At 38.5% G+C, this 18,444-nt stretch carries 22 protein-coding genes; 17 read left to right on the top strand and 5 right to left on the bottom strand.

The features are described 5' to 3' along the window. The first annotated feature begins 83 nt into the window (after positions 1 to 83). Positions 84 to 1,106, top strand: a complete 1,023-nt coding sequence (locus ACFSX4_RS09770) for a hypothetical protein (RefSeq protein ID WP_377774081.1) — start codon at positions 84 to 86, stop codon at positions 1,104 to 1,106. A 140-nt stretch (positions 1,107 to 1,246) separates the two neighbouring features. Here the strand turns inward: ACFSX4_RS09770 and ACFSX4_RS09775 are convergent, their stop codons facing one another. Then, positions 1,247 to 1,897, bottom strand: coding sequence for an MOSC domain-containing protein (locus ACFSX4_RS09775; RefSeq protein ID WP_377774083.1), 651 nt, complete (start codon positions 1,895 to 1,897; stop codon positions 1,247 to 1,249). Between the two features lie 270 nt (positions 1,898 to 2,167). Here ACFSX4_RS09775 and ACFSX4_RS09780 point away from each other — a divergent pair, with 270 nt between their 5' ends. From ACFSX4_RS09780 to ACFSX4_RS09795, 4 genes are all read left to right on the top strand, one after another. Beyond that, entirely contained in the window at positions 2,168 to 2,809 is a 642-nt protein-coding gene (locus ACFSX4_RS09780; RefSeq protein WP_377774085.1) for a FusB/FusC family EF-G-binding protein, read from the top strand. Positions 2,810 to 2,892: 83 nt separating this feature from the next. Continuing rightward, positions 2,893 to 3,093 (top strand): hypothetical protein, encoded by a 201-nt coding sequence (locus ACFSX4_RS09785; RefSeq protein WP_377774087.1) that lies wholly within the window; start codon positions 2,893 to 2,895, stop codon positions 3,091 to 3,093. 128 nt (positions 3,094 to 3,221) lie between these two features. Further along, the gene (locus tag ACFSX4_RS09790; RefSeq protein WP_377775363.1) at positions 3,222 to 3,761 is read left to right on the top strand and encodes a sigma-70 family RNA polymerase sigma factor; all 540 of its coding nucleotides are present in this window, start codon (positions 3,222 to 3,224) and stop codon (positions 3,759 to 3,761) included. Further along, positions 3,754 to 4,812 carry a hypothetical protein gene (locus ACFSX4_RS09795; protein WP_377774089.1) on the top strand — a complete coding sequence of 353 codons (1,059 nt, stop codon included), beginning with the start codon at positions 3,754 to 3,756 and terminating at the stop codon, positions 4,810 to 4,812. Before ACFSX4_RS09790 ends, ACFSX4_RS09795 begins: the two co-directional genes overlap by 8 nt. A gap of 69 nt (positions 4,813 to 4,881) precedes the next feature. Here ACFSX4_RS09795 and ACFSX4_RS09800 read toward each other — a convergent pair whose 3' ends face one another. Continuing rightward, complete coding sequence (locus ACFSX4_RS09800) at positions 4,882 to 5,346, bottom strand: SRPBCC domain-containing protein (protein ID WP_377774091.1); 465 nt, start codon at positions 5,344 to 5,346, stop codon at positions 4,882 to 4,884. A 246-nt stretch (positions 5,347 to 5,592) separates the two neighbouring features. On the opposite strand from ACFSX4_RS09800, the gene ACFSX4_RS09805 reads away from it, so the two are divergent. The 3 genes from ACFSX4_RS09805 (at position 5,593) to ACFSX4_RS09815 (ending at position 7,493) form a co-directional block, all read left to right on the top strand. After that, entirely contained in the window at positions 5,593 to 6,477 is an 885-nt protein-coding gene (locus tag ACFSX4_RS09805; protein WP_377774093.1) for a LysR family transcriptional regulator, read from the top strand. 116 nt (positions 6,478 to 6,593) lie between these two features. Beyond that, positions 6,594 to 7,115 (top strand): acyl-CoA thioesterase, encoded by a 522-nt coding sequence (locus ACFSX4_RS09810; protein ID WP_377774095.1) that lies wholly within the window; start codon positions 6,594 to 6,596, stop codon positions 7,113 to 7,115. 15 nt (positions 7,116 to 7,130) lie between these two features. Continuing rightward, positions 7,131 to 7,493, top strand: coding sequence for a hypothetical protein (locus tag ACFSX4_RS09815; protein ID WP_377774097.1), 363 nt, complete (start codon positions 7,131 to 7,133; stop codon positions 7,491 to 7,493). A gap of 98 nt (positions 7,494 to 7,591) precedes the next feature. On the opposite strand, the gene ACFSX4_RS09820 is transcribed toward ACFSX4_RS09815, so the two are convergent. Further along, positions 7,592 to 8,191, bottom strand: a complete 600-nt coding sequence (locus tag ACFSX4_RS09820; RefSeq protein ID WP_377774099.1) for a TetR/AcrR family transcriptional regulator — start codon at positions 8,189 to 8,191, stop codon at positions 7,592 to 7,594. Positions 8,192 to 8,345: 154 nt separating this feature from the next. On the opposite strand from ACFSX4_RS09820, the gene ACFSX4_RS09825 reads away from it, so the two are divergent. The 4 genes from ACFSX4_RS09825 (at position 8,346) to ACFSX4_RS09840 (ending at position 12,675) form a co-directional block, all read left to right on the top strand. Then, positions 8,346 to 9,347 (top strand): NADP-dependent oxidoreductase, encoded by a 1,002-nt coding sequence (locus tag ACFSX4_RS09825; RefSeq protein WP_377775365.1) that lies wholly within the window; start codon positions 8,346 to 8,348, stop codon positions 9,345 to 9,347. A gap of 20 nt (positions 9,348 to 9,367) precedes the next feature. Continuing rightward, entirely contained in the window at positions 9,368 to 10,060 is a 693-nt protein-coding gene (locus ACFSX4_RS09830; protein WP_377774101.1) for a type 1 glutamine amidotransferase domain-containing protein, read from the top strand. A gap of 296 nt (positions 10,061 to 10,356) precedes the next feature. Next, positions 10,357 to 11,148, top strand: coding sequence for a zinc ribbon domain-containing protein (locus ACFSX4_RS09835; RefSeq protein WP_377774103.1), 792 nt, complete (start codon positions 10,357 to 10,359; stop codon positions 11,146 to 11,148). A gap of 21 nt (positions 11,149 to 11,169) precedes the next feature. Continuing rightward, the gene (locus ACFSX4_RS09840; RefSeq protein ID WP_377774105.1) at positions 11,170 to 12,675 is read left to right on the top strand and encodes a TcaA NTF2-like domain-containing protein; all 1,506 of its coding nucleotides are present in this window, start codon (positions 11,170 to 11,172) and stop codon (positions 12,673 to 12,675) included. A 147-nt stretch (positions 12,676 to 12,822) separates the two neighbouring features. Here the strand turns inward: ACFSX4_RS09840 and ACFSX4_RS09845 are convergent, their stop codons facing one another. Beyond that, a complete protein-coding gene (locus ACFSX4_RS09845; protein WP_377774107.1) occupies positions 12,823 to 13,014 on the bottom strand; it encodes a hypothetical protein in 192 nt (63 codons plus the stop codon). 3 nt (positions 13,015 to 13,017) lie between these two features. Next, positions 13,018 to 13,746 carry an SAM-dependent methyltransferase gene (locus tag ACFSX4_RS09850; protein WP_377774109.1) on the bottom strand — a complete coding sequence of 243 codons (729 nt, stop codon included), beginning with the start codon at positions 13,744 to 13,746 and terminating at the stop codon, positions 13,018 to 13,020. Between the two features lie 188 nt (positions 13,747 to 13,934). Between ACFSX4_RS09850 and ACFSX4_RS09855 the strand changes: the two genes are divergently transcribed. The 5 genes from ACFSX4_RS09855 to ACFSX4_RS09875 all read left to right on the top strand — a co-directional run bounded on the left by ACFSX4_RS09855 (position 13,935) and on the right by ACFSX4_RS09875 (position 18,416). Beyond that, the gene (locus ACFSX4_RS09855) at positions 13,935 to 14,984 is read left to right on the top strand and encodes a ZinT family metal-binding protein (protein ID WP_377774111.1); all 1,050 of its coding nucleotides are present in this window, start codon (positions 13,935 to 13,937) and stop codon (positions 14,982 to 14,984) included. Between the two features lie 28 nt (positions 14,985 to 15,012). After that, positions 15,013 to 16,551, top strand: a complete 1,539-nt coding sequence (locus tag ACFSX4_RS09860; RefSeq protein ID WP_377774113.1) for a metal ABC transporter solute-binding protein, Zn/Mn family — start codon at positions 15,013 to 15,015, stop codon at positions 16,549 to 16,551. A 197-nt stretch (positions 16,552 to 16,748) separates the two neighbouring features. Then, complete coding sequence (locus ACFSX4_RS09865; RefSeq protein ID WP_377774115.1) at positions 16,749 to 17,348, top strand: TetR/AcrR family transcriptional regulator; 600 nt, start codon at positions 16,749 to 16,751, stop codon at positions 17,346 to 17,348. A 15-nt stretch (positions 17,349 to 17,363) separates the two neighbouring features. Further along, on the top strand, positions 17,364 to 17,720 hold the full coding sequence (locus ACFSX4_RS09870) for a hypothetical protein (RefSeq protein ID WP_377774117.1): 357 nt from the start codon (positions 17,364 to 17,366) through the stop codon (positions 17,718 to 17,720). 15 nt (positions 17,721 to 17,735) lie between these two features. Next, the gene (locus ACFSX4_RS09875; protein ID WP_377774119.1) at positions 17,736 to 18,416 is read left to right on the top strand and encodes a hypothetical protein; all 681 of its coding nucleotides are present in this window, start codon (positions 17,736 to 17,738) and stop codon (positions 18,414 to 18,416) included. Positions 18,417 to 18,444: the final 28 nt, after the last annotated feature.

The following is an 18,444-nucleotide window of genomic DNA, read 5'->3' on the forward strand; positions in this document are numbered from 1 at the left end:
AATATACTTTATTTTTACTGCTGATTTTATTTTTTTAGGGTATATACCTTTAAATGGTTTTTATTCAAAGAGGAGGTAACATTATGAAATACTTGATGTATATCACAGCCGCCTTTATGCTGCTTTTCGCCGCATGCAGCAATGACGAAGACAGTTCTACGGAAGAAAATAACGCATCCGAAGAAACGGAAGCCGGCAGTGAAACAGATTCTTCAGATGAAAGTACAGCGGACACCACAGAAAACGAGAATGGAAATGAAGACAGCAGTGAGACAGAAAATGACACATCACTTGAAAATACAGAAGACCCTGTCGAAACAGAAGTCACTGATGAAGATCCTACCACACCGGATGAAGGCAATACACTTGAAACGACCCTGGAAGGTACAGAAGCTCTGATTCCGAGTACTGCAGATATTGAGATGGATACAAGAGGTTCTGATTACCTTAATATGATTCAGGACGACACGTTTACAAATGAGATCGGCTACGGTGCATGGGAAGACTATTTGGACATTACAGAGAACTATACATTACGGGAATACACAAATCCCGATGACACCGGATCAACACCGGAAGAAATAGAAGATTTAATGCCGGACGGTCTTGAAAAGAATGAAGCGGACTTTTCAGATACAGTGCATATGGTGGTTTACAGATACCCGGATGATGAAATGTATAATGATGCTGCCGGAGAACCTTCAATGATGGCTGAAATTTCATTTATCTTCGAAAATGACCAGCTGATTTTCTCATCGATTACACCCGGTTACTATGAAGCCGATATCTCTAATTTAGAAACACTGGAAACGCTCGGTCAGTTTACATCTATAGAAGAAGTTGCGGCAGTTGACCCTGACGTTTTTACTGTTGCTGAGATTAACCATCACGGATATGTCTTCCAGCAGCTCATGATCAGCGCTGCACCGACAGATGACTACCCCGGCAGTGCCGCCACCGCAGCATATGTTATTTTCCTCGGTGACAAAGTGATTCAGATGATTGCCTATCCGTTTATGGATGCGAGCCAGGATTTCCCGTCGTATTCATATCTGATATATAATACGTTTATTGAAAACCTCGCTGCTCTTGAAGATCAGATATAAAGAGTCCGGATATCCGGACTCTTTTTAATCACTTCAAAACATCTCTATCCTTTTCATACCCGAGTTCTTACTGATTCTGAACAAATCCGGGTCCTCATTGGACTAAAACACACAACTACATTTCCCGGGAAATAATCTATTTAGTTACCTTCCATCAATCGTTTTAAACGCTCTTCAAGTCTCGTTTTCCATCTGTCTGCAAGCACATCGACTGCTGTTACTCTTTTCAGCAATTCGATATTCTCTTTATCATGGTAGTATGCTTCATGTGACTCGTACACACTGACCGTACCGGATTCCACACATTCAACTTCATCATCATGTTTAATGGTTCCCGGTTCAATTACCCTGCATAAGTAGCCTGTGTAGCCGGTATCAATCATTCTTTTCATCAGTTTCTGCTTCTGTGTCTGCTTATTAATCGTTACGCACGGCATTCTTCCCTGCGTGACTTGAATCAGTGCGGAGCCGATTCTGTATATGTCTCCAACGCACACATCACGCTCTGTCATGTTCGTAACTGTCAAATTCTCGCCAAACGGTGCGTCCGGCAGTCCTGTACCGAATTCATTTTCCCAGAACGCATAGTGCTCATGCGGATATACACATACTGCACGGTCCGGTCCGCCGTGATGCTTTTTATCTGCAACATCATCCCCTTCAAAACCATCAAATCCCAAGTGTGCAGACTCAACTCTTTTTTTATCGATTCCGGTAAGCATTTCGCCTTCTTTGTAATTCATCTGTTTTGGTCTGCCGATAGATAATTTAACTATCTTTTTTGCCGTCATTCACCGATTCCCCCTCATTCTGAAATTCAATCTTAAAATTATCATACGCTTTCCCCGGGTATTTTTCAAAATGCAGCTTCATCAAATGTGATATAATCAGTGGGTATAACCGATTTTGCTCCACAGGAGATGATATTTATGATGTATCACAATGCCTCATCTTTAATACTGCAGACACCTGTCTTATAACAAGGTACTTTGCAGAAAATATTTCATTCACAAAGTATCTTCAAAAATAACCGATGATTCATTGTGAAAGGATAATTTAAAATGAAACCAATCATATACCCATACCAGTATAACGCTGTAAAAAAACATATTTTCCACTTATTGAACACTTATCACTCAGTCAACGACTTAAAAATGATTAAAAATATTCAGGAAGAAACCAAATTTCTGATTAAAGATTATTTAAAAGATGCTGGTGATACACTGGATGCACAGATTGACACTTTAATGGATATTAAGCTGTCTAAATCTCAGTGTGAAAAGGTTCTTGATCACTTAAAGGAATATGTCATTCCATTTACTGAACCGACTCAAAAGCAGATTGAAAAGACATTCAGGAAAGTGAAAAAGCTCAGAGTACCTTCAATCAGTGACGGACAGTACAGAGAAAGTACATTTATCGGCTGGAACGAAATATCCTCCCAGAGAAAATATATTCTCTACTATGATATGAACGATACACTGCAGGGCTTCTACGGTGATCTTTCACCGCAGACAGTCAAAGGATTCTGTAATATATGCAATACCGAGTCTGATGTTTCTTTATTTCTTAATAAAAGTAAAACAGGCAGTGACGGTCGTTACACTAAAAAGGGTGATTACATCTGCCGTGACAGTGAGAAGTGCAACCAGCAGATTTCAGACATCAGCCGCTTCCACCAATTTATCAATAAAATATTTTAACGTAAAACTGCCGGGAATCCCGGCAGTTTTATTTTCCATATAAAGGGTATGCTGTAAGCAATGAAGGGAGTGTTAAAATTTATATGGAAGTTTTAATCATTATTACATTCCTTATATTCGGAATTTCAGCTGCTGCGATGGGTGGTTTCTGCAGTCTGAGAGCGCTGGAACTCACAAATATTTTAAGAATAGACACTTTTAATGTTAAAGCCCCGGCCCGTATATCTGTTGCTGTATTCTTTATCTCAACCGCCGTTTTAGTTATGCTGAATATAATGCATTAATTTCCCAGCCTGATACTTCTGTATCAGGTTGTTTTTATTTGAAATAAAAATATAATTAGGTTGATAGAATATCACGAAATCAGACGAATGTATCATTAAGACAGGAAAAGAGGTGGGCAGGTTTGGATATGAGTGATAAGCGGATTATTAAAAGAATTAAACATAGAGATGAAACAGCGATTAAAAAAATTCTTAAAAAATACGGCGGCTTAATTAAAATGACTGCACTGAGACATCTATACAGTCACAGTGACTGTATAGACGAGTGTATCAACGATGTACTCTTTGCTGTCTGGGAAAATATAGATAATTATCATCCCGAAAAATCTTCTTTTAAAAACTGGATACTCGTCATCACTAAATATAAAGCCATTAATATCATTCGAAAGCACTCCAAAGATGCCCTTGTCGACACGTTCGATGACATGACTGTCATCGGCCGCAGTGATGATGGATTGTCTTTATGGGAAATGGAATGGTTTTCTCTGATAGAAACTCTGCCTCTTATTGATCAGGAACTGCTCACTTTAATTTATATAGAGGGATTCAGCCCGGAAGAAGCATCAGAAAAGACCGGTATGAAAACAAGCAATGTGTATAACTGTATATCGCGTCTGCGTAAAAAAATGAAGCTTCAGGCAGAGACGGGGGGTGCTTCAAATGAGTAAGATTTATGAAAAATTTAATGATATTAACGCCGGAGACGTCTCTTCAGAGCCGATGCACACCTCAGAAATTGAACATTACTATTCAAATTTTAAAGGTAAGAATTCAAATAAAAAAACGACCGGCCGCTTTAAACAAAAAAGATATGTTTTAGCATTGGCTGCAGCTGTCATTTTACTGTTGTCACCGCTTCTGATGTTAAATCAGACAATCCAGGCGCAGGTATCACAATTCCTGGAGGAACTGAATTTCAATTTAACCGATGTTTTTTCTGAAGATGCCTCACGTTACACTGTCGCTATGAATCAAACTATTGAGTATGAAGATATCGGCATACGTATTACTGATTTAATGGTTGGCGATGAGTTCATTATCTACAGCTTCCATGTCGAATTACCTGAAGGTGCTGAAGGTGCCCGGATGATGCTGAAAGCGGTCATCAATGATAACATAACTGCAACACGTTTCACGGCACACGGCACACACCCTGAAACTGATGGAAATATTGAGTCGACGGTCATCACTCAGCCGTTCACAACAGCTATTCCTGACGGTGAACTCTCAATAGAGATTTTTGTTGAGGAATTATTTTTCTTTTATGATAATGGGAATGAGCGTGTCCATTACTATGATTTGGGTAGTTTTCATACGACTGCATCCATTGAACCGCTGAAAAAAGATACACAGAGCATTACACTGGATCAAACGGTATTTTTTGGAGATGATTCAGTCCATCTGAACAGCTTTAATTTATCTCCGATTGATGCGTACTTTAGTTTATCAGCTGAACCGTCCGATGAAAGACACTATATTTTACTCACTGATGAAAAAGGACTTGAATACTATTTCATCGAAAATTCTGTCAGTCAGAATAGCGACAGGTCTTATGCCATGCTCGAAAATGATTATTTTGAAGATGAAAATATCGGTGACATACAATCACTCAATGAAGCTTCCGAGCTCACAGTATCTATCCTGAAACTACCTGAACTTGTCAACTTCAGCGGTGATAAGCGTTTTAAAGATACCGATATCATCATTCACACGAAATAAAAATTTCCCGGGAAAATACAATACACCCCTGAAGCTGAAAATTACAATCCAGCTTCAGGGGTGCTTTATTTATTTCACAATAAACTGCTCCAGGTTGTTAAGCGATGCATTTAACCCGGTTTCATGGTCATCCTGACTGATTCCCTCCGGGACATTAAAGCATTCAATACTCACCATAGTGCCTGAACTCCGCTTTTCATACTGCCACACCTGCCGCATTACACCGCCATACTCCGGCTGGTCCGACTCAAATACGACATCCATCACAATTTTTTTGTGCGGGATCATATCCACAAACTTCCCTTTCACTACATCGTGACTGTCATCCGTTTTTCCCTGAATTTCTTCATCATCGTATTTCAAAGTGATTTTAAATTCACCGCCGGTCTGCGGATCAAAGTAATTGACCTCCCCCGTCATACCTTCAGGCGGCAGCCACTGGATCAACATGCTCGACTTTAAAAGTGCATAATATAAATCTTTTTCCGGTGCATGAATCAATTTAAATGCACGGTCCACTCTGGTATTTTTCATTATCATCACTCACTTCTTAATCAAGATTGGCAATCATCCGTATACCTGTCATTCTCACAACATGATGTATCATTACCGTATTTCCATATTCACTTTACCCTTGATGCTTACTATAATTTTACATCATTTCGACGAATAATACACAACACAGCTTGTCTTTTTATAATGAATAAATGCTTCTCATCCGCCGGTAAATTCCTCTATAATAGGGAATAATATCGAAACAAAAAGAACGGGTGACGCACTATGGATATTAAACAGATGAAATATTTTGTGACCATTATTAAAGAACAGGGAATGACAGAAGCTGCTGATGTACTATTTATCTCACAGCCTACACTCAGTAAAGCCATCAAAGATATTGAAGCAGAACTTGATGTAACATTATTCGACCGTGATAAGCGTCGTCTCGCTTTAACAGATGCAGGCAGAGTACTCTTTGACCAGTGTGAAGAAATTTTAAGGCTGCATCAAAGACTGCCGGCTGATTTAAAAAATATGATGGGTATTTATCAGGGACAGCTCCGAATCGGACTGCCACCGCTCATGAATGTCAGAAAGCTGATCAAAGTGATTAAAGATTTCCACAGACAGTATCCGGAAGTCACTTTTCAAATGATTGAAGGCGGCAGCAGAGCGATTGAACAACATCTTGAAAATAATGAAATTGATGTCGGAATTACAGTCCTTCCAACACACAGTAAGTCGTTTGAAAGCTACCGTTTTATCCATGAACCACTCAGTCTTGTGGTGCATCAGGATCACCCGTTTGCTGCTGAAAACAGCATTGAACTTTCGCTTCTTGAAAAAGAGCAGTTGATTATGTTTGATGAGGATTTTTATTTGAATGAAATTATTATGTCTGCATGTAAAACAGCAGGGTTCGTCCCGGATATTATCGCCTGGACAGCGCAGTGGAAATTCATCGAGGAGATGATTGATGCCAACCTGGGTGTCTGTATTCTGCCGAAAAGCAGTGCCTCCATGCTTCACCAGTCTTTTGTGACCGTAGATATTTCAAACCCTGAAATGCACTGGAAATTAGGTGTCATCTGGAACAAGGCAGAACACCTCAATGCACTCACGAGAGAATGGCTCAATTTCTTCGAAGCTGCCTACAGCGACAGCTGATATCAACCGCTTTCATAGTCTGAAGCTATATTTTCTATGAATTTTATGTATTTTTATTACTATTATTCATGAATTACAATGATAACTATCATACAAAAAAGAAGGTATCGTAATTTATGACACAGTATAAAAATCCAAGAGACAGTAAAGTCATCAGTGTAGATCAGGTATTTGCCAATGACTTAAATAACTACAACACACTTTTCGGCGGCGTATTAATGAAGCGTATTGATAATGTCGCCTCCCTTTCTGCAAGACGTCATGCGAGAGCGAAGGAGTGTGTCACTGCATCCATTGACTCCATTGATTTTCTCCATCCAATTACACAATCTCACTCCGTCTGCATTGATGCTTTTGTTTCATATACAGGGAATACCAGTATGGAAGTATTCTGCAAAGTAATTACTGAAGATATACTCACTGAAGAACGTCAGGTCGCAGCAACCGCGTTTCTGACTTTCGTTGCGCTTGATGATAACAAACGGCCGATTAAAGTGCCCGCTGTTCTTCCAGAAACAGATGAAGAAAAATATTTATATGGATCCGGTGAAGAACGTGCAGAAATGCGCCGGACACGCAGAAAACACAGTAAAGAAATTACTAATCATATTGAAATCAAAAAACCGTGGGATAAATAGAAAGGAGAGAGAAGTATGTATACCAGTCAAAAGACGCTGTATCGAATTGAAGAGGACGTGACCAAACTCAGCCTCAGCTACCCTGAATTATATGAGCACATTAAGCACGTTACCAGTCTGACCCGGCAGATGCAGGTTCCATATATGTATCTGGCAGACTTAATCACGGATGATTCTAAAGAACCAAAACCAAAATTCATCCGGCCGTCAGTACTTAATGTCCTGATTAGTGAAGTTAAACAGCTGAAAGAAAGACCGTATTTCAATGCCTTTTTGAAGCTGATTCAAAATAACCGGTATAAGGATGCACCAGAGATTTTTCTTCTCATACTCGGTGCCAAACCTGAAGCACTTGCCAATAATGCCATCATAAAATAATATGTCATAGTATAAATATCGACTGTATGAACGTTAAACACAAGCTACAAAAGATCTCTGCCTTTACAGAAGAAGGCAGAGATCTTTTGTATTTTAGTTTAGTGAATGACATTCAACGGTGATTCGAACTGATGATTCAACAAACTTTTTAAATACATATGTGCCTTGTCGATAGTCATTTTGTTGTTATCGACAAAAATCCACTCCAAAAGAAGCATAATCGTATTACTGTAATGATTTGAAATAAGTCCAACAGGGAGCGAGAGATCTTTGTTGTTTAAACAACGGCTCATTTCAGCTTTAATCGACTGGTTTAGGAAATTCGAAAAACTTGTAATCAGCTGACTTTCACAAGTATTATGTCTCAATATCTTTTTAACGGATACTTGATTGTCTTCAAATAATGAATATAAGCCGTCAAAAGCATTGAGCAGTACTTCTTCAGATTTCATATCACTGTGTATATCCATATCAATATCTTTCGACATCAAATGCCAGCAGTAATTCATCAAATCAAATTTATCATAAAAATAGTTATAGAATGTCGCTCTCGGAAAATGACTTTCATCACAGATTTCACTCACTGTAATGTCATCAAAAGATTTAAACTCTATGAGATTGAACATAGCTTTTGAAAAGGCTTTGAGATTTCTTTCCTTCCCTTTTGTTATATTATCTGTAATATGGTGCTTCATCATTTTACACATCCTAAATTGACATTTTTAAACAAGTGTCTAAATCTATACAACTTTAAAAAATTATATATTGTAAATAGTAAATAATCAATCATAATGAAAGTGAATCATACACAAATAGACTTTTTATGAGGTGCAGTAAATGAAAAATAAAACCATGAAAGCAATGACAATAGAGAAATATGGAAATACTCCGTTAAAAATGAATGATATGCCTTTTCCGGTGATCGGTGATGATGAAGTACTGGTTAAAATTCATGCCGCAAGCATCAATCCGGTAGACTTTAAAATCAGGAACGGCGGCGGCATTCGTCTGTTTTTCAATTATAAAATGCCTTTAATCCTGGGTAATGATTTTTCCGGCGAAGTCGTGGATACCGGCAGCAGAGTAACAGACTTTAAAAAAGGCGATAAAGTATACGGACGGCCGAGAAAAAGTAAGATTGGTACTTTTGCAGAGTATATTTCCGTTGATTATAAAGAGATTGCTGCGATGCCTGAAAATTTATCATTTGAAGAAGCGGCAGCTGTTCCTTTAGTCGGTTTGACTTCCTATCAGGCACTGAATGACCGGTTGAATTTAAAAGCCGGAGATAAGATTTTTATTCCTGCGGGCTCAGGCGGCATCGGTACTTTTGCCATTCAGCTCGCAAAAATAATGGGTTTATATATTGCGACAACAACCAGTGATAAAGGCCGTGAACTCGCAAAATCGATGGGTGCTGATGAAGTAATCAATTATAAAGACGCCGACTTCAGTAAAGTACTTAAGGATTATGACGCAGTATTCGATACGATGGGTAAAAAGAATCTCGAAGATTCCTTCAAAATACTAAAAAAAGGTGGGAAAATTGTCTCCATCAATGGTTCACCAAATGTTGAGACGGGTAAAGAACATCAATTCAATCTGTTTAAAAATATACTGTTAAAGATGGTTTCTCGGAAAATAACGAAGCTTTCTAAAACATATAATGTTGATTATGAGTTTTTCTTTATGAAATCAAGTGGTAAACAGCTGGACATTATTAACACATACATCAATGATGACAAAATTACCCCGGTTGTTGATAAAGTATTTGCTTTTAAAGACACACAAAAAGCCATTGAATACTCAGAGTCCGGCAGAGCAAAAGGAAAAATCATTGTCAAAATGATTTAATCCGTAAAGGAGTGTTTATTGTGAAGAAAATCATGATTGTGAATACCAGTGCAACTGAATATACAGGGACCGGAAAACCGACAGGACTCTGGCTCGGGGAACTAGTTCATTTCTATGATGTATTTAATAATAACGATTTTGAAATTGACCTGTTCAGTGTTTCCGGCGGACGGATACCTATTGATCCCGCCAGTATCTCAAAAGCAATGCTTGATAAAACAACTCAAAAATACTATGAAGATGAAACATTCATGGAGATGCTTTCGAATACCAGAGAAATCAGTGAAGCGGACAGTTCTTTGTATGATGTCATTTATTTCACCGGCGGACATGGAACAATGTTTGATTTCCCGGGAAATAGTGATATTCAAAAAGCAATTTTAACTGTTCATAAAAATAACGGCATTATCTCAGCCGTGTGCCATGGTGTTTCTGCACTGATTGATGTAAAAAACGAAGACGGCAGCTACTTCATCTCCGGCAGACACCTGACAGGCTTTTCTACACTTGAAGAAAAATTGGCACGCCGCACAAACTATGTACCTTTTCTACTCGAATCACTATTAAATACACAGGGTGCGGTATATTCTAAATCCATAATCCCGTTCAAATCATTTACCGTTAAAGATCAGAGACTAATTACAGGACAAAATCCACAGTCTCCAAAAGAAGTTGCTGAAAAAGTAAAGGCCGCACTGCAGAATTCTTTATAAATGAAGACATGAATATCCATATTTAAGTACACTTCAAGCAGCCACCAGTAATCCTGATATTTCTCTGGAATTCTCTGGTGGTATTTTAATGCCTCAAATTCACTTTTCTAGTACTCCTACTCTCGCAAGCTTCATGAAAACACATGAATAACATAATTTTCTACGCATTAAATTCTTATTTACCTCTAGAATTTAAGTCATCTATTTTGTCACTAAGTTTATCTAATTGAGAGTATTGTTAGGCATTACTCTCAATGCTATAATTGGTAAAAATAACTATTGGAGGTAACAATAATATGAAATGCCAAAATTGTGGTTCAGAAGTATTCAGCGGTGATAGATTTTGCGGTGAATGCGGTCATGAGGTAAGCTCAGTGACACAAGCCGGAAAACAAAATGAATCATACATAAACAATGAGTCTACTTCAGAAACGAATACAGAATCCCGCAGTACCAACACAGGCACATTATTCAATGACAGTTGGAATCTGATCAAAAGTGCCTTTGTCCAGCCTGCTCAACTAATCAGCTCAAAATCATTCTCTCCCGCTGCTGTTTCCGGAGGTGTCCCTGCTGCCTTGCTCTTACTCTTCAGCTTACTTGCATTTATTACAATGAGAAGTACTACATCGAGTGTTCAAGGTTTTTATGGTGAAGCTTTCGTTCCTATATCTGTATTTTTCTATACATTCTTATATGCAGTCTTGATATTCGCGCTGTTTTTCTTCATTACTTTTTTAATGAATAAAGTTCTTACTGTTAATTCCGCACCTATTGAGAAAGTTCTATATGATTTTTCAATTACTTCAATTATCATCATCAGTCTTTTCATCATCGGTATACTGTTAAATTTGATTTCATTATATGAAATTGGTGCTTTTTTCTTTTTTATCGGTGCAGCGTTATTTTCCTTCTCACCATTATATATTTTTCTTAAATACGCTGAGAACAATAATGCAAAATTTGACACTTACTATTCCATAGCAATCTATATCGTACTCAGTGCCATTGCCTACTACATTATTATCAGAGTTGTAGTAGCACAGGCAACAGCATCGTTCTTTAATGAATTCAACAGCTTTTTTTAATTACAAGTGGAGGAGATAAATATGAAGTTTTGTAAAAACTGCGGTGCAAAATTGAGAGATGACTCAAAAGTCTGTACACAGTGTGGTACTAATCAGTCAGAAAGCACACAAAATGAAAATAATACTGCACACTCAGAATACACCAGAAAAACACCGCCATCAGAACCACAAAAACCGATGGACCCTAAAAAGAAAAAGATTCTTTTCGGCAGTATTGGTGGCGTCCTGGTTCTTGCTGCTGCTTTATTCATTACTTATAAAATACTCGAGAGTGTATATTCCCCGGATGGTATGGTTGACGATTTCAATAATGCCGTTGCGAATGAAGATCCCGCTGCACTAAAAGATGCAGTTTCAACAGACATATCAGATGAAGAAGCAGCTGCATATATCGCATTTGTAGATAATGAAATTGGATTTTCCCAGTTTGGTTCATGGATGAATGAGGTTAAAGAGAATCTTTCAAATGATGGTTCCAGTCCAAATATTACCTCTAACGGCTATGACCTTGCCGCCGTAGAACAAACAGGAAAACATCTCGGTTTATTTGACGATTACGCTGTCACAATCCCCAAGTACAATGTGATGACGAACAACAACAATATCGTGGATACATTCTCTTATGAACTGAACGGCGATACTGTGGAATGGCAGACCAGCGAAGAAAAATTCAATGAATTAATTCCCGGGAAATACACTTTTTCCGGTACAGGAATTAAAGACGGGGAAAGCTTTGATGCAAGAGTTTCTATTGATTTTGCCGACTATGACTCTTCTGGCAATGTTGGTGCTGATCTCGATGTGGATTTATATTATGTATCATTCTCAGCCTCTCTGCCCTCCTCATATTTATATGATATTTCAGAAGATGATATCTCCTTTAATATGAATGGTGAAGAAGTTGAAGAGACAGAACTTCCCGGCTTTGACTCCACCTTTGTAGGTCCTCTGAAAAACGGCGAGGAATATGAATTTACAGGACAATTAAATTTCGAAGGTGAAACATTTGATATGTCTCCGGTCACATTAAACATATCACCTGAGGACTTATCAGGGCAGTACAACCCGGAACTCCCCCACCACGAAATTGAAGTGCAGTTTGATGATGAAGCAATCACGAACCATTATGATACTGTTCAGGAAAGAGAAGCCGTTGAAGAACAACGTGAAGATTTTGAAGAAAATTTAGAAGATGAAACAGAATCATTTATCAGAAGTTACTTTACTGCACTGCAAAGTATGTACTTCATGGAAGACATTAATGAAGTCGAGGATTATATCCAGGGAGATTCAGATATCGAAAGCCTGCTTCAATCCAATATCGACAATAGTAATTTTGAAAATATGACAATCAGTAATATCAGATTCTCAAACTACTCACGTGATGGCGACACCATTGAGATTGAGACTTCCACAAGAAGAAATCATGACAATCTGGATTCCCCTGCAACATTCCGTACAAAATATACAATTCAATATAATTCTGATGATTTATCACTCATCATCACTAATTTTGAAGACTTATAAACAAACAGGCACTGCCGCAGTAAATGCGCAGTGCCTGTTTTAAATAATTATCAACCTGTATTTAATCTCCCCGGGTTCTTAAGTTAAAACCCTTTTATTTTGCAGCAGTAATATACCCAATGTTCTCGAACCCCTTCACTTCATAGGCTAAACATCATTCTGTTTAATATCTGTGCCGCTTCCTGATTCATCTTCTGATACATTCTTTTTTATAGTCCGATGAATATTTTCAAGACTCATCAATATCAGACCCAGCATAATAAAGGTCACTATTTCTCCAGTATATACAGCAAGTATCCCGAGAATCAGTGCGTAAATAACATAATAAACATTTCCCATTATTTAAACTCCCTGCATTGTTTTTTTCGAATGTTTCACAACATATGTCACAGCATTTGTTGTGAGATTAACTGCTCTATTTCCCCTTAATATCTCATAGTTTAAATGCTTAATCTCTTCTTTTATTAATTCTTCCTCTTTAAAAGTTGACCTTAATTTATCAAGCAGCATATCTGTAGTCATATTAATTTCAAACTGAGGCAATAGTGCTTCACCTGTATATTTGTCTTTTTCAATAATTCCGGAATTAATGATTAAACATATCACACCCGCTTCAGTTAAATGATTTTTCAAGGCAGTCAGTACTTCATCAAATGTATTTTCATCTCTTACATGCTCCAATGCAGACACCGCAACAATAAAATCATACTTCCTCTGTTTCTTTATAAAAAAGTCATCTATTTCCTGAACTATGCCATTAATCTTTTCCTCTACACCGAATTTCTCCGCATTCTTCAACAATATTTCAACAGCTGAATCGAGTATGTCTACACAGTCCACGGCAGAACCCGGTTTCAACATTTCAGAAATCACTATTGAATGACGCCCTGTCCCGCATCCAAGATCCAAAACATTTATCTCTTTTGTGATATCCACACACTTTAAAGCCTCCATCACATTCTTTGCCGGCTGACTCAGCCAGCTCCCCTGTTCATATATGGTTTCTTTTTCGTAGAAAGTCTCATGATATATTTTTTCATTTTCTCTAATATCTTTAATCTCTTTTCTCATTTGTTCCCTCCTGTCGAGTACCTTCAGCTGCATTTAAAACCCACAGTTTCCTTACTATAACCATGCCCTGTCCACGGGAAAGTTAAACTGTTCGATATAACATTCCTAAAAAACTATTGTATTTATCAGAATATGATGATACTATTTAAAACGTAATTATTACGATTAAAACAAAGGAGCGGTTATACATGAAGAAAATCACTTTATTAAAAAGTGCAGGAATATTATCTCTTGCTCTAATGCTGGCAGCATGTCAGGGAGAGGAAGAAACTGCTGACAACAGTGCTGAAGATGAAGCGGCAACTGAAGAACAGGCATCAACAGAAGAAAGTGAAGAACAAGCTGCATCTGAAGAGACCGAAGAATCCCATGATCATGGCGAAGAGTCTCACGACCATGACGAATCTTCAGATGAAAACGCCGGAGATGTGGCAATCGAAGGGTTTGCACACCACTATCACACCGGGGATACTGTCAGCCTGACAGCAGAAACTGATGCTGATGAAGGAGACGGTCACTGGCACTGGTACATAAGAGGCGGAGATGAAGGTGAATGGGAAGCTGTCGAAGGTGCTGAAAGCAGTACTTTTGACGCAGAGGCTGTAGACAGCCAGCAGATTAAGGCTGTTTTGTATGACGGCGACCATAATGTCATCGGAGAATCCGAACCGGTCACTGTTACAATTGATGATCACGACAGTGAAGTATACGAAGGTTACTTTGATGATGAAGATATCGCTGACAGAGAGATTTCCGACTGGGCAGGAGAATGGAAATCTGTATATCCTTATTTTGAAAACGGCGACCTCGATGAAGTTTACGAACAAAGAGCCGAAGAAGAAGACGGAATGACATTTGAAGAATATAAAGAATATTATGAGACAGGTTATGCGACTGAAGTAGATAATATCGACATTACCGAAGACGGGGAATTTACATTCCACGACGGGGATGAAACATATTCAGGTACTTACGTAAATGACGGCTATGAAGTTTTGGAATATGAAGCAGGCAACCGCGGTGTACGTTTTGTATTTGAACTTGAATCCGGTGATGAAGAAGCGCCTCAATTTGTACAGTTCAGTGATCATAATATCGCACCGAAAAAATCCGGTCACTACCACCTGTATTGGGGCGATGACAGAGATGAACTGCTTGATGAAGTAGATCACTGGCCGACATACTACCCTGTAGATTACAGTACTCAACAAATTGTCGATGATTTACTGTTACACTAGTATCAAGATTTGAAAGGATTTTATTAAATTGAAAAATTTTAAATTAATATTTTTAATCATTGCTGCTGCACTCGCAGCAGCATGCCAAAACGGTAATGAATCAGAGAGTGAAACGGATTTAACTATTTATACTACTGTTTATCCTCTTGAATATATTGCGCAGGAAATCGGCGGCGATACTGTTGATGTGTCATCAGTTTATCCTCCCGGTGCGGACGGTCATTCCTACGAGCCGACCATTCAGGAAATGACCAAGTTTGCAGATGGAGATGCTTTTTTCTATGTCGGTGACTCGATGGAAGCTTTTTCCGATTCTATCGCATCAGCGCTCGGCAGTGAAGATGTTGAATTAATCGGTCTGTCTGAACATGAAGAGCTGTTCCAGAAAACACCGCATAACGAAGAAGAACCAGCAGACTCTGGAGATGCTTCTGTTACACTTCAAGGTGTGCAAGATCATTATCACACTGGTGATACGATTGAAATCACCGCTGAATATACAGGAGGAACTGATCATTTTCACTGGTATACCCGCGCATCTGAAAGTGATGAGTGGTCTGAAGTGAGTGGTGAATATCATGATACAATTGAACTGGAAGCAACTGATGAAATCGCTCAGGTAAAAGCTGAACAGTTTGATGAGAGCCATGAAGTACTGACTGAATCCGAGCCTGTCGATATCATTATTGATGATCATGAAGGTGAAGATGCACATCATGATGAAGATCAGAATGAAGAAAATACCGAAGAAGCGGGTAATGACACATCCTCAGACGGCAGTATTACTATTGAAGACCTTGCAGGTCATTATCATACCGGAGACATCGTCGAACTGAATGTTTCAGCGGACCTCGACTACGATACACTGCAGTGGTATACACTATCGCCGGACGATGAAGACTGGCAGGAATCAGATCAGTCTGATGAGACTGTATTTGAAGGTGAAGCAACCAGTTCACTTGCTCAGGTAAAAGTTGCCGCTCTCGATGAGAACGGTGAAGTCATCGAAGAATCCGATGCAGTAGATATTGTTATCGATGACCATGAGGATTCAGACCCTCATATCTGGATTGATCCGCTGAAAATGATCGAAGTTGCTGAGATCGTGAGAGATGAAATGACCGCTTTAAATCCTGAAGAGGAAGCACTTTATTCCCAAAACTTTGAGTCGTTAAAAGCTGATTTGGAAAATCTTGATCAGGAATTTAATGACACTTTGAATGACGGAGAAGAGAAACATATCATCGTTCCGCATGCGGCATTCGGCTACTGGGAAAAGTACGGTGTTGAACAAATTCCGATTACAGGATACTCAATGACAGATGAGCCTTCCCAGAGACAGCTTGGTGAACTCATCAATGCTGCACAGGATTACAACCTCGACTATGTACTGTATGAGCAGAATAACGAAGGCAAAATTTCAAGAGTCATCCAGGATGAGATTGGTGCTGAAGCAGAAGTCATTCATAATATGGAAGTCCGTACAGAAGAAGACATTGATAACGGAGAAGACTATATTTCATTGATGCAGCGCAATTTAGAAACACTCGTAAAAGTAACTGAATAGATTAACCCGGGCACACTTTAAGAAGTGTGCCTTTTTTGGTGGCTACTTTACGGTTTTTAGCTGATCCTTTCAACTTTCTGAATGAGTCATAGTACAGGCGACAGCGATATTAACTGTCAAAATAAATTGCTTTAACATACATATTATTTTATAATGAATGAACATTCATTCATTAATATAAAAGGAGGCTGTCTGATGTGAATACTCAAACCGAGCGGTTCAAAAAGATGAGGGAATCATCAAGGATACATATTTTAAGTTCTGCAGTGGATACTTTCATCAAAAACACATATCCAAATACTACAATTAAAAATATCGCAAAGGATGCAGGTATCAGTACAGGACTCCTCTATAGATACTTTGATTCAAAACAGAGCCTGTTTGAAGAAATTTTAAGGGACGCGATTGACGGTCTTAAACATATTACCGTTCAATTTCAAGATATAGAGACGCCCCGTGAAACACTGGAAGACGTCACCGGCCGTATTTTCAATGACCTGCAGAACGATGACCGGACAACAAAAAATATGCTCCTCATCGCACAGCACCTGACACTGAAAAATACGGACTCATTACTTCTTGATGAAATTATAAGGACTGACAAAGAAATGATAAACAGTCTTTCAAAATTAATTGAAGCCGGGCAGAAAAAGCATGTCTTTAATTCCGGAAACAGCTACAGTCTCGCCATCCACTATTTCGCGTCACTTCAGGGCACCGCTGTCATGAAACACACATTAGATGAAGATTATGTACTCATTTCTCCTGAAGTGTTTCTAAAATATTTAATACAGTAAAGGACTATAAATAAAATGATTAACAAAAAAGATAAATCCATCCTGAATATCATGATTATACTCGCACTTTGCTACATGTTAATATCCGGGTCTCTGCCCGCTTTTATATACAGTTACATTATCACATTTATCTATTTGGTATGGCTGACTTTCAGACGTGTCATTACTAAGTGGAACAAGTTTTTGTCACTCATACTCTACTCCATTTGTTTAAGTATACAGATTACCATTGCGGTTAATATGCTCGACAACTCCGATTCCTGGCTCGGTGTTTCACTGATTGAACGTCTGTTTCTGATGATTTTAATCTTTGCTCCGCTTTTTGTGGATAGATATATTAAATTTAATGAGAATCGGGACGGCGGCAGATGAGTATCCTTTAACAATTTGTATTTAAATCATCAGATGATCAGTCGTGATATCGGTAAAGTCGGCAGCCTGCAGAAGAAGCTGAACGGCAGTAATTTAAAGACACTCACAGAAAATATGAAAAGTACGAACTCTTTTGAGTACATTAATAAAGACTCCCTGGATGATGACTATTTCAAAGCTGTCGATCAGACCATGGATGATTCTAATATTTATGTTGTGATTTCATATACCGGAACCCCTGCGAATGACATGATTTCTTTATTTACAAAAAAAGAATACAATCATGCTTCACTGTCATTTGACCCCGAACTGAACACTATTGTCAGCTTCAACAGCGGAAACGGACTTCATAAACCCGGCATGAACCATGAAACGATAAAGTTCCTGCAGAAATCGGAAAATGCTAAAATACTGATTTACAGACTCGAGTGTACACGTGAACAAAAGATAACGCTGAAAGAAAATATTAAAACAATTAATGAGGAAGGCAGTTCGTATAATTTAGTCGGACTTCTGACACGGCATTCTTTCCGGCCGAATATCATGTTCTGCTCCCAGTTTGTCGCACGGATGCTGAGTGAAGCCGGCTTCAGCCACCTGCCTCCTGAAAAAGACTACTTCAGCCCGTCTGATTTAGTGGAGCTCGATTATTACCGGAAAATGATTTTTGTAGATGAAATTAAACTCGGTGAATAATGAAAACGTCCCTTTCCGGGACGTTTTT

Origin of the sequence: Corticicoccus populi, from assembly GCF_042686195.1 — a bacterium.
GTDB classification, from domain to species: Bacteria; Bacillota; Bacilli; order Staphylococcales; family Salinicoccaceae; genus Corticicoccus; species Corticicoccus populi.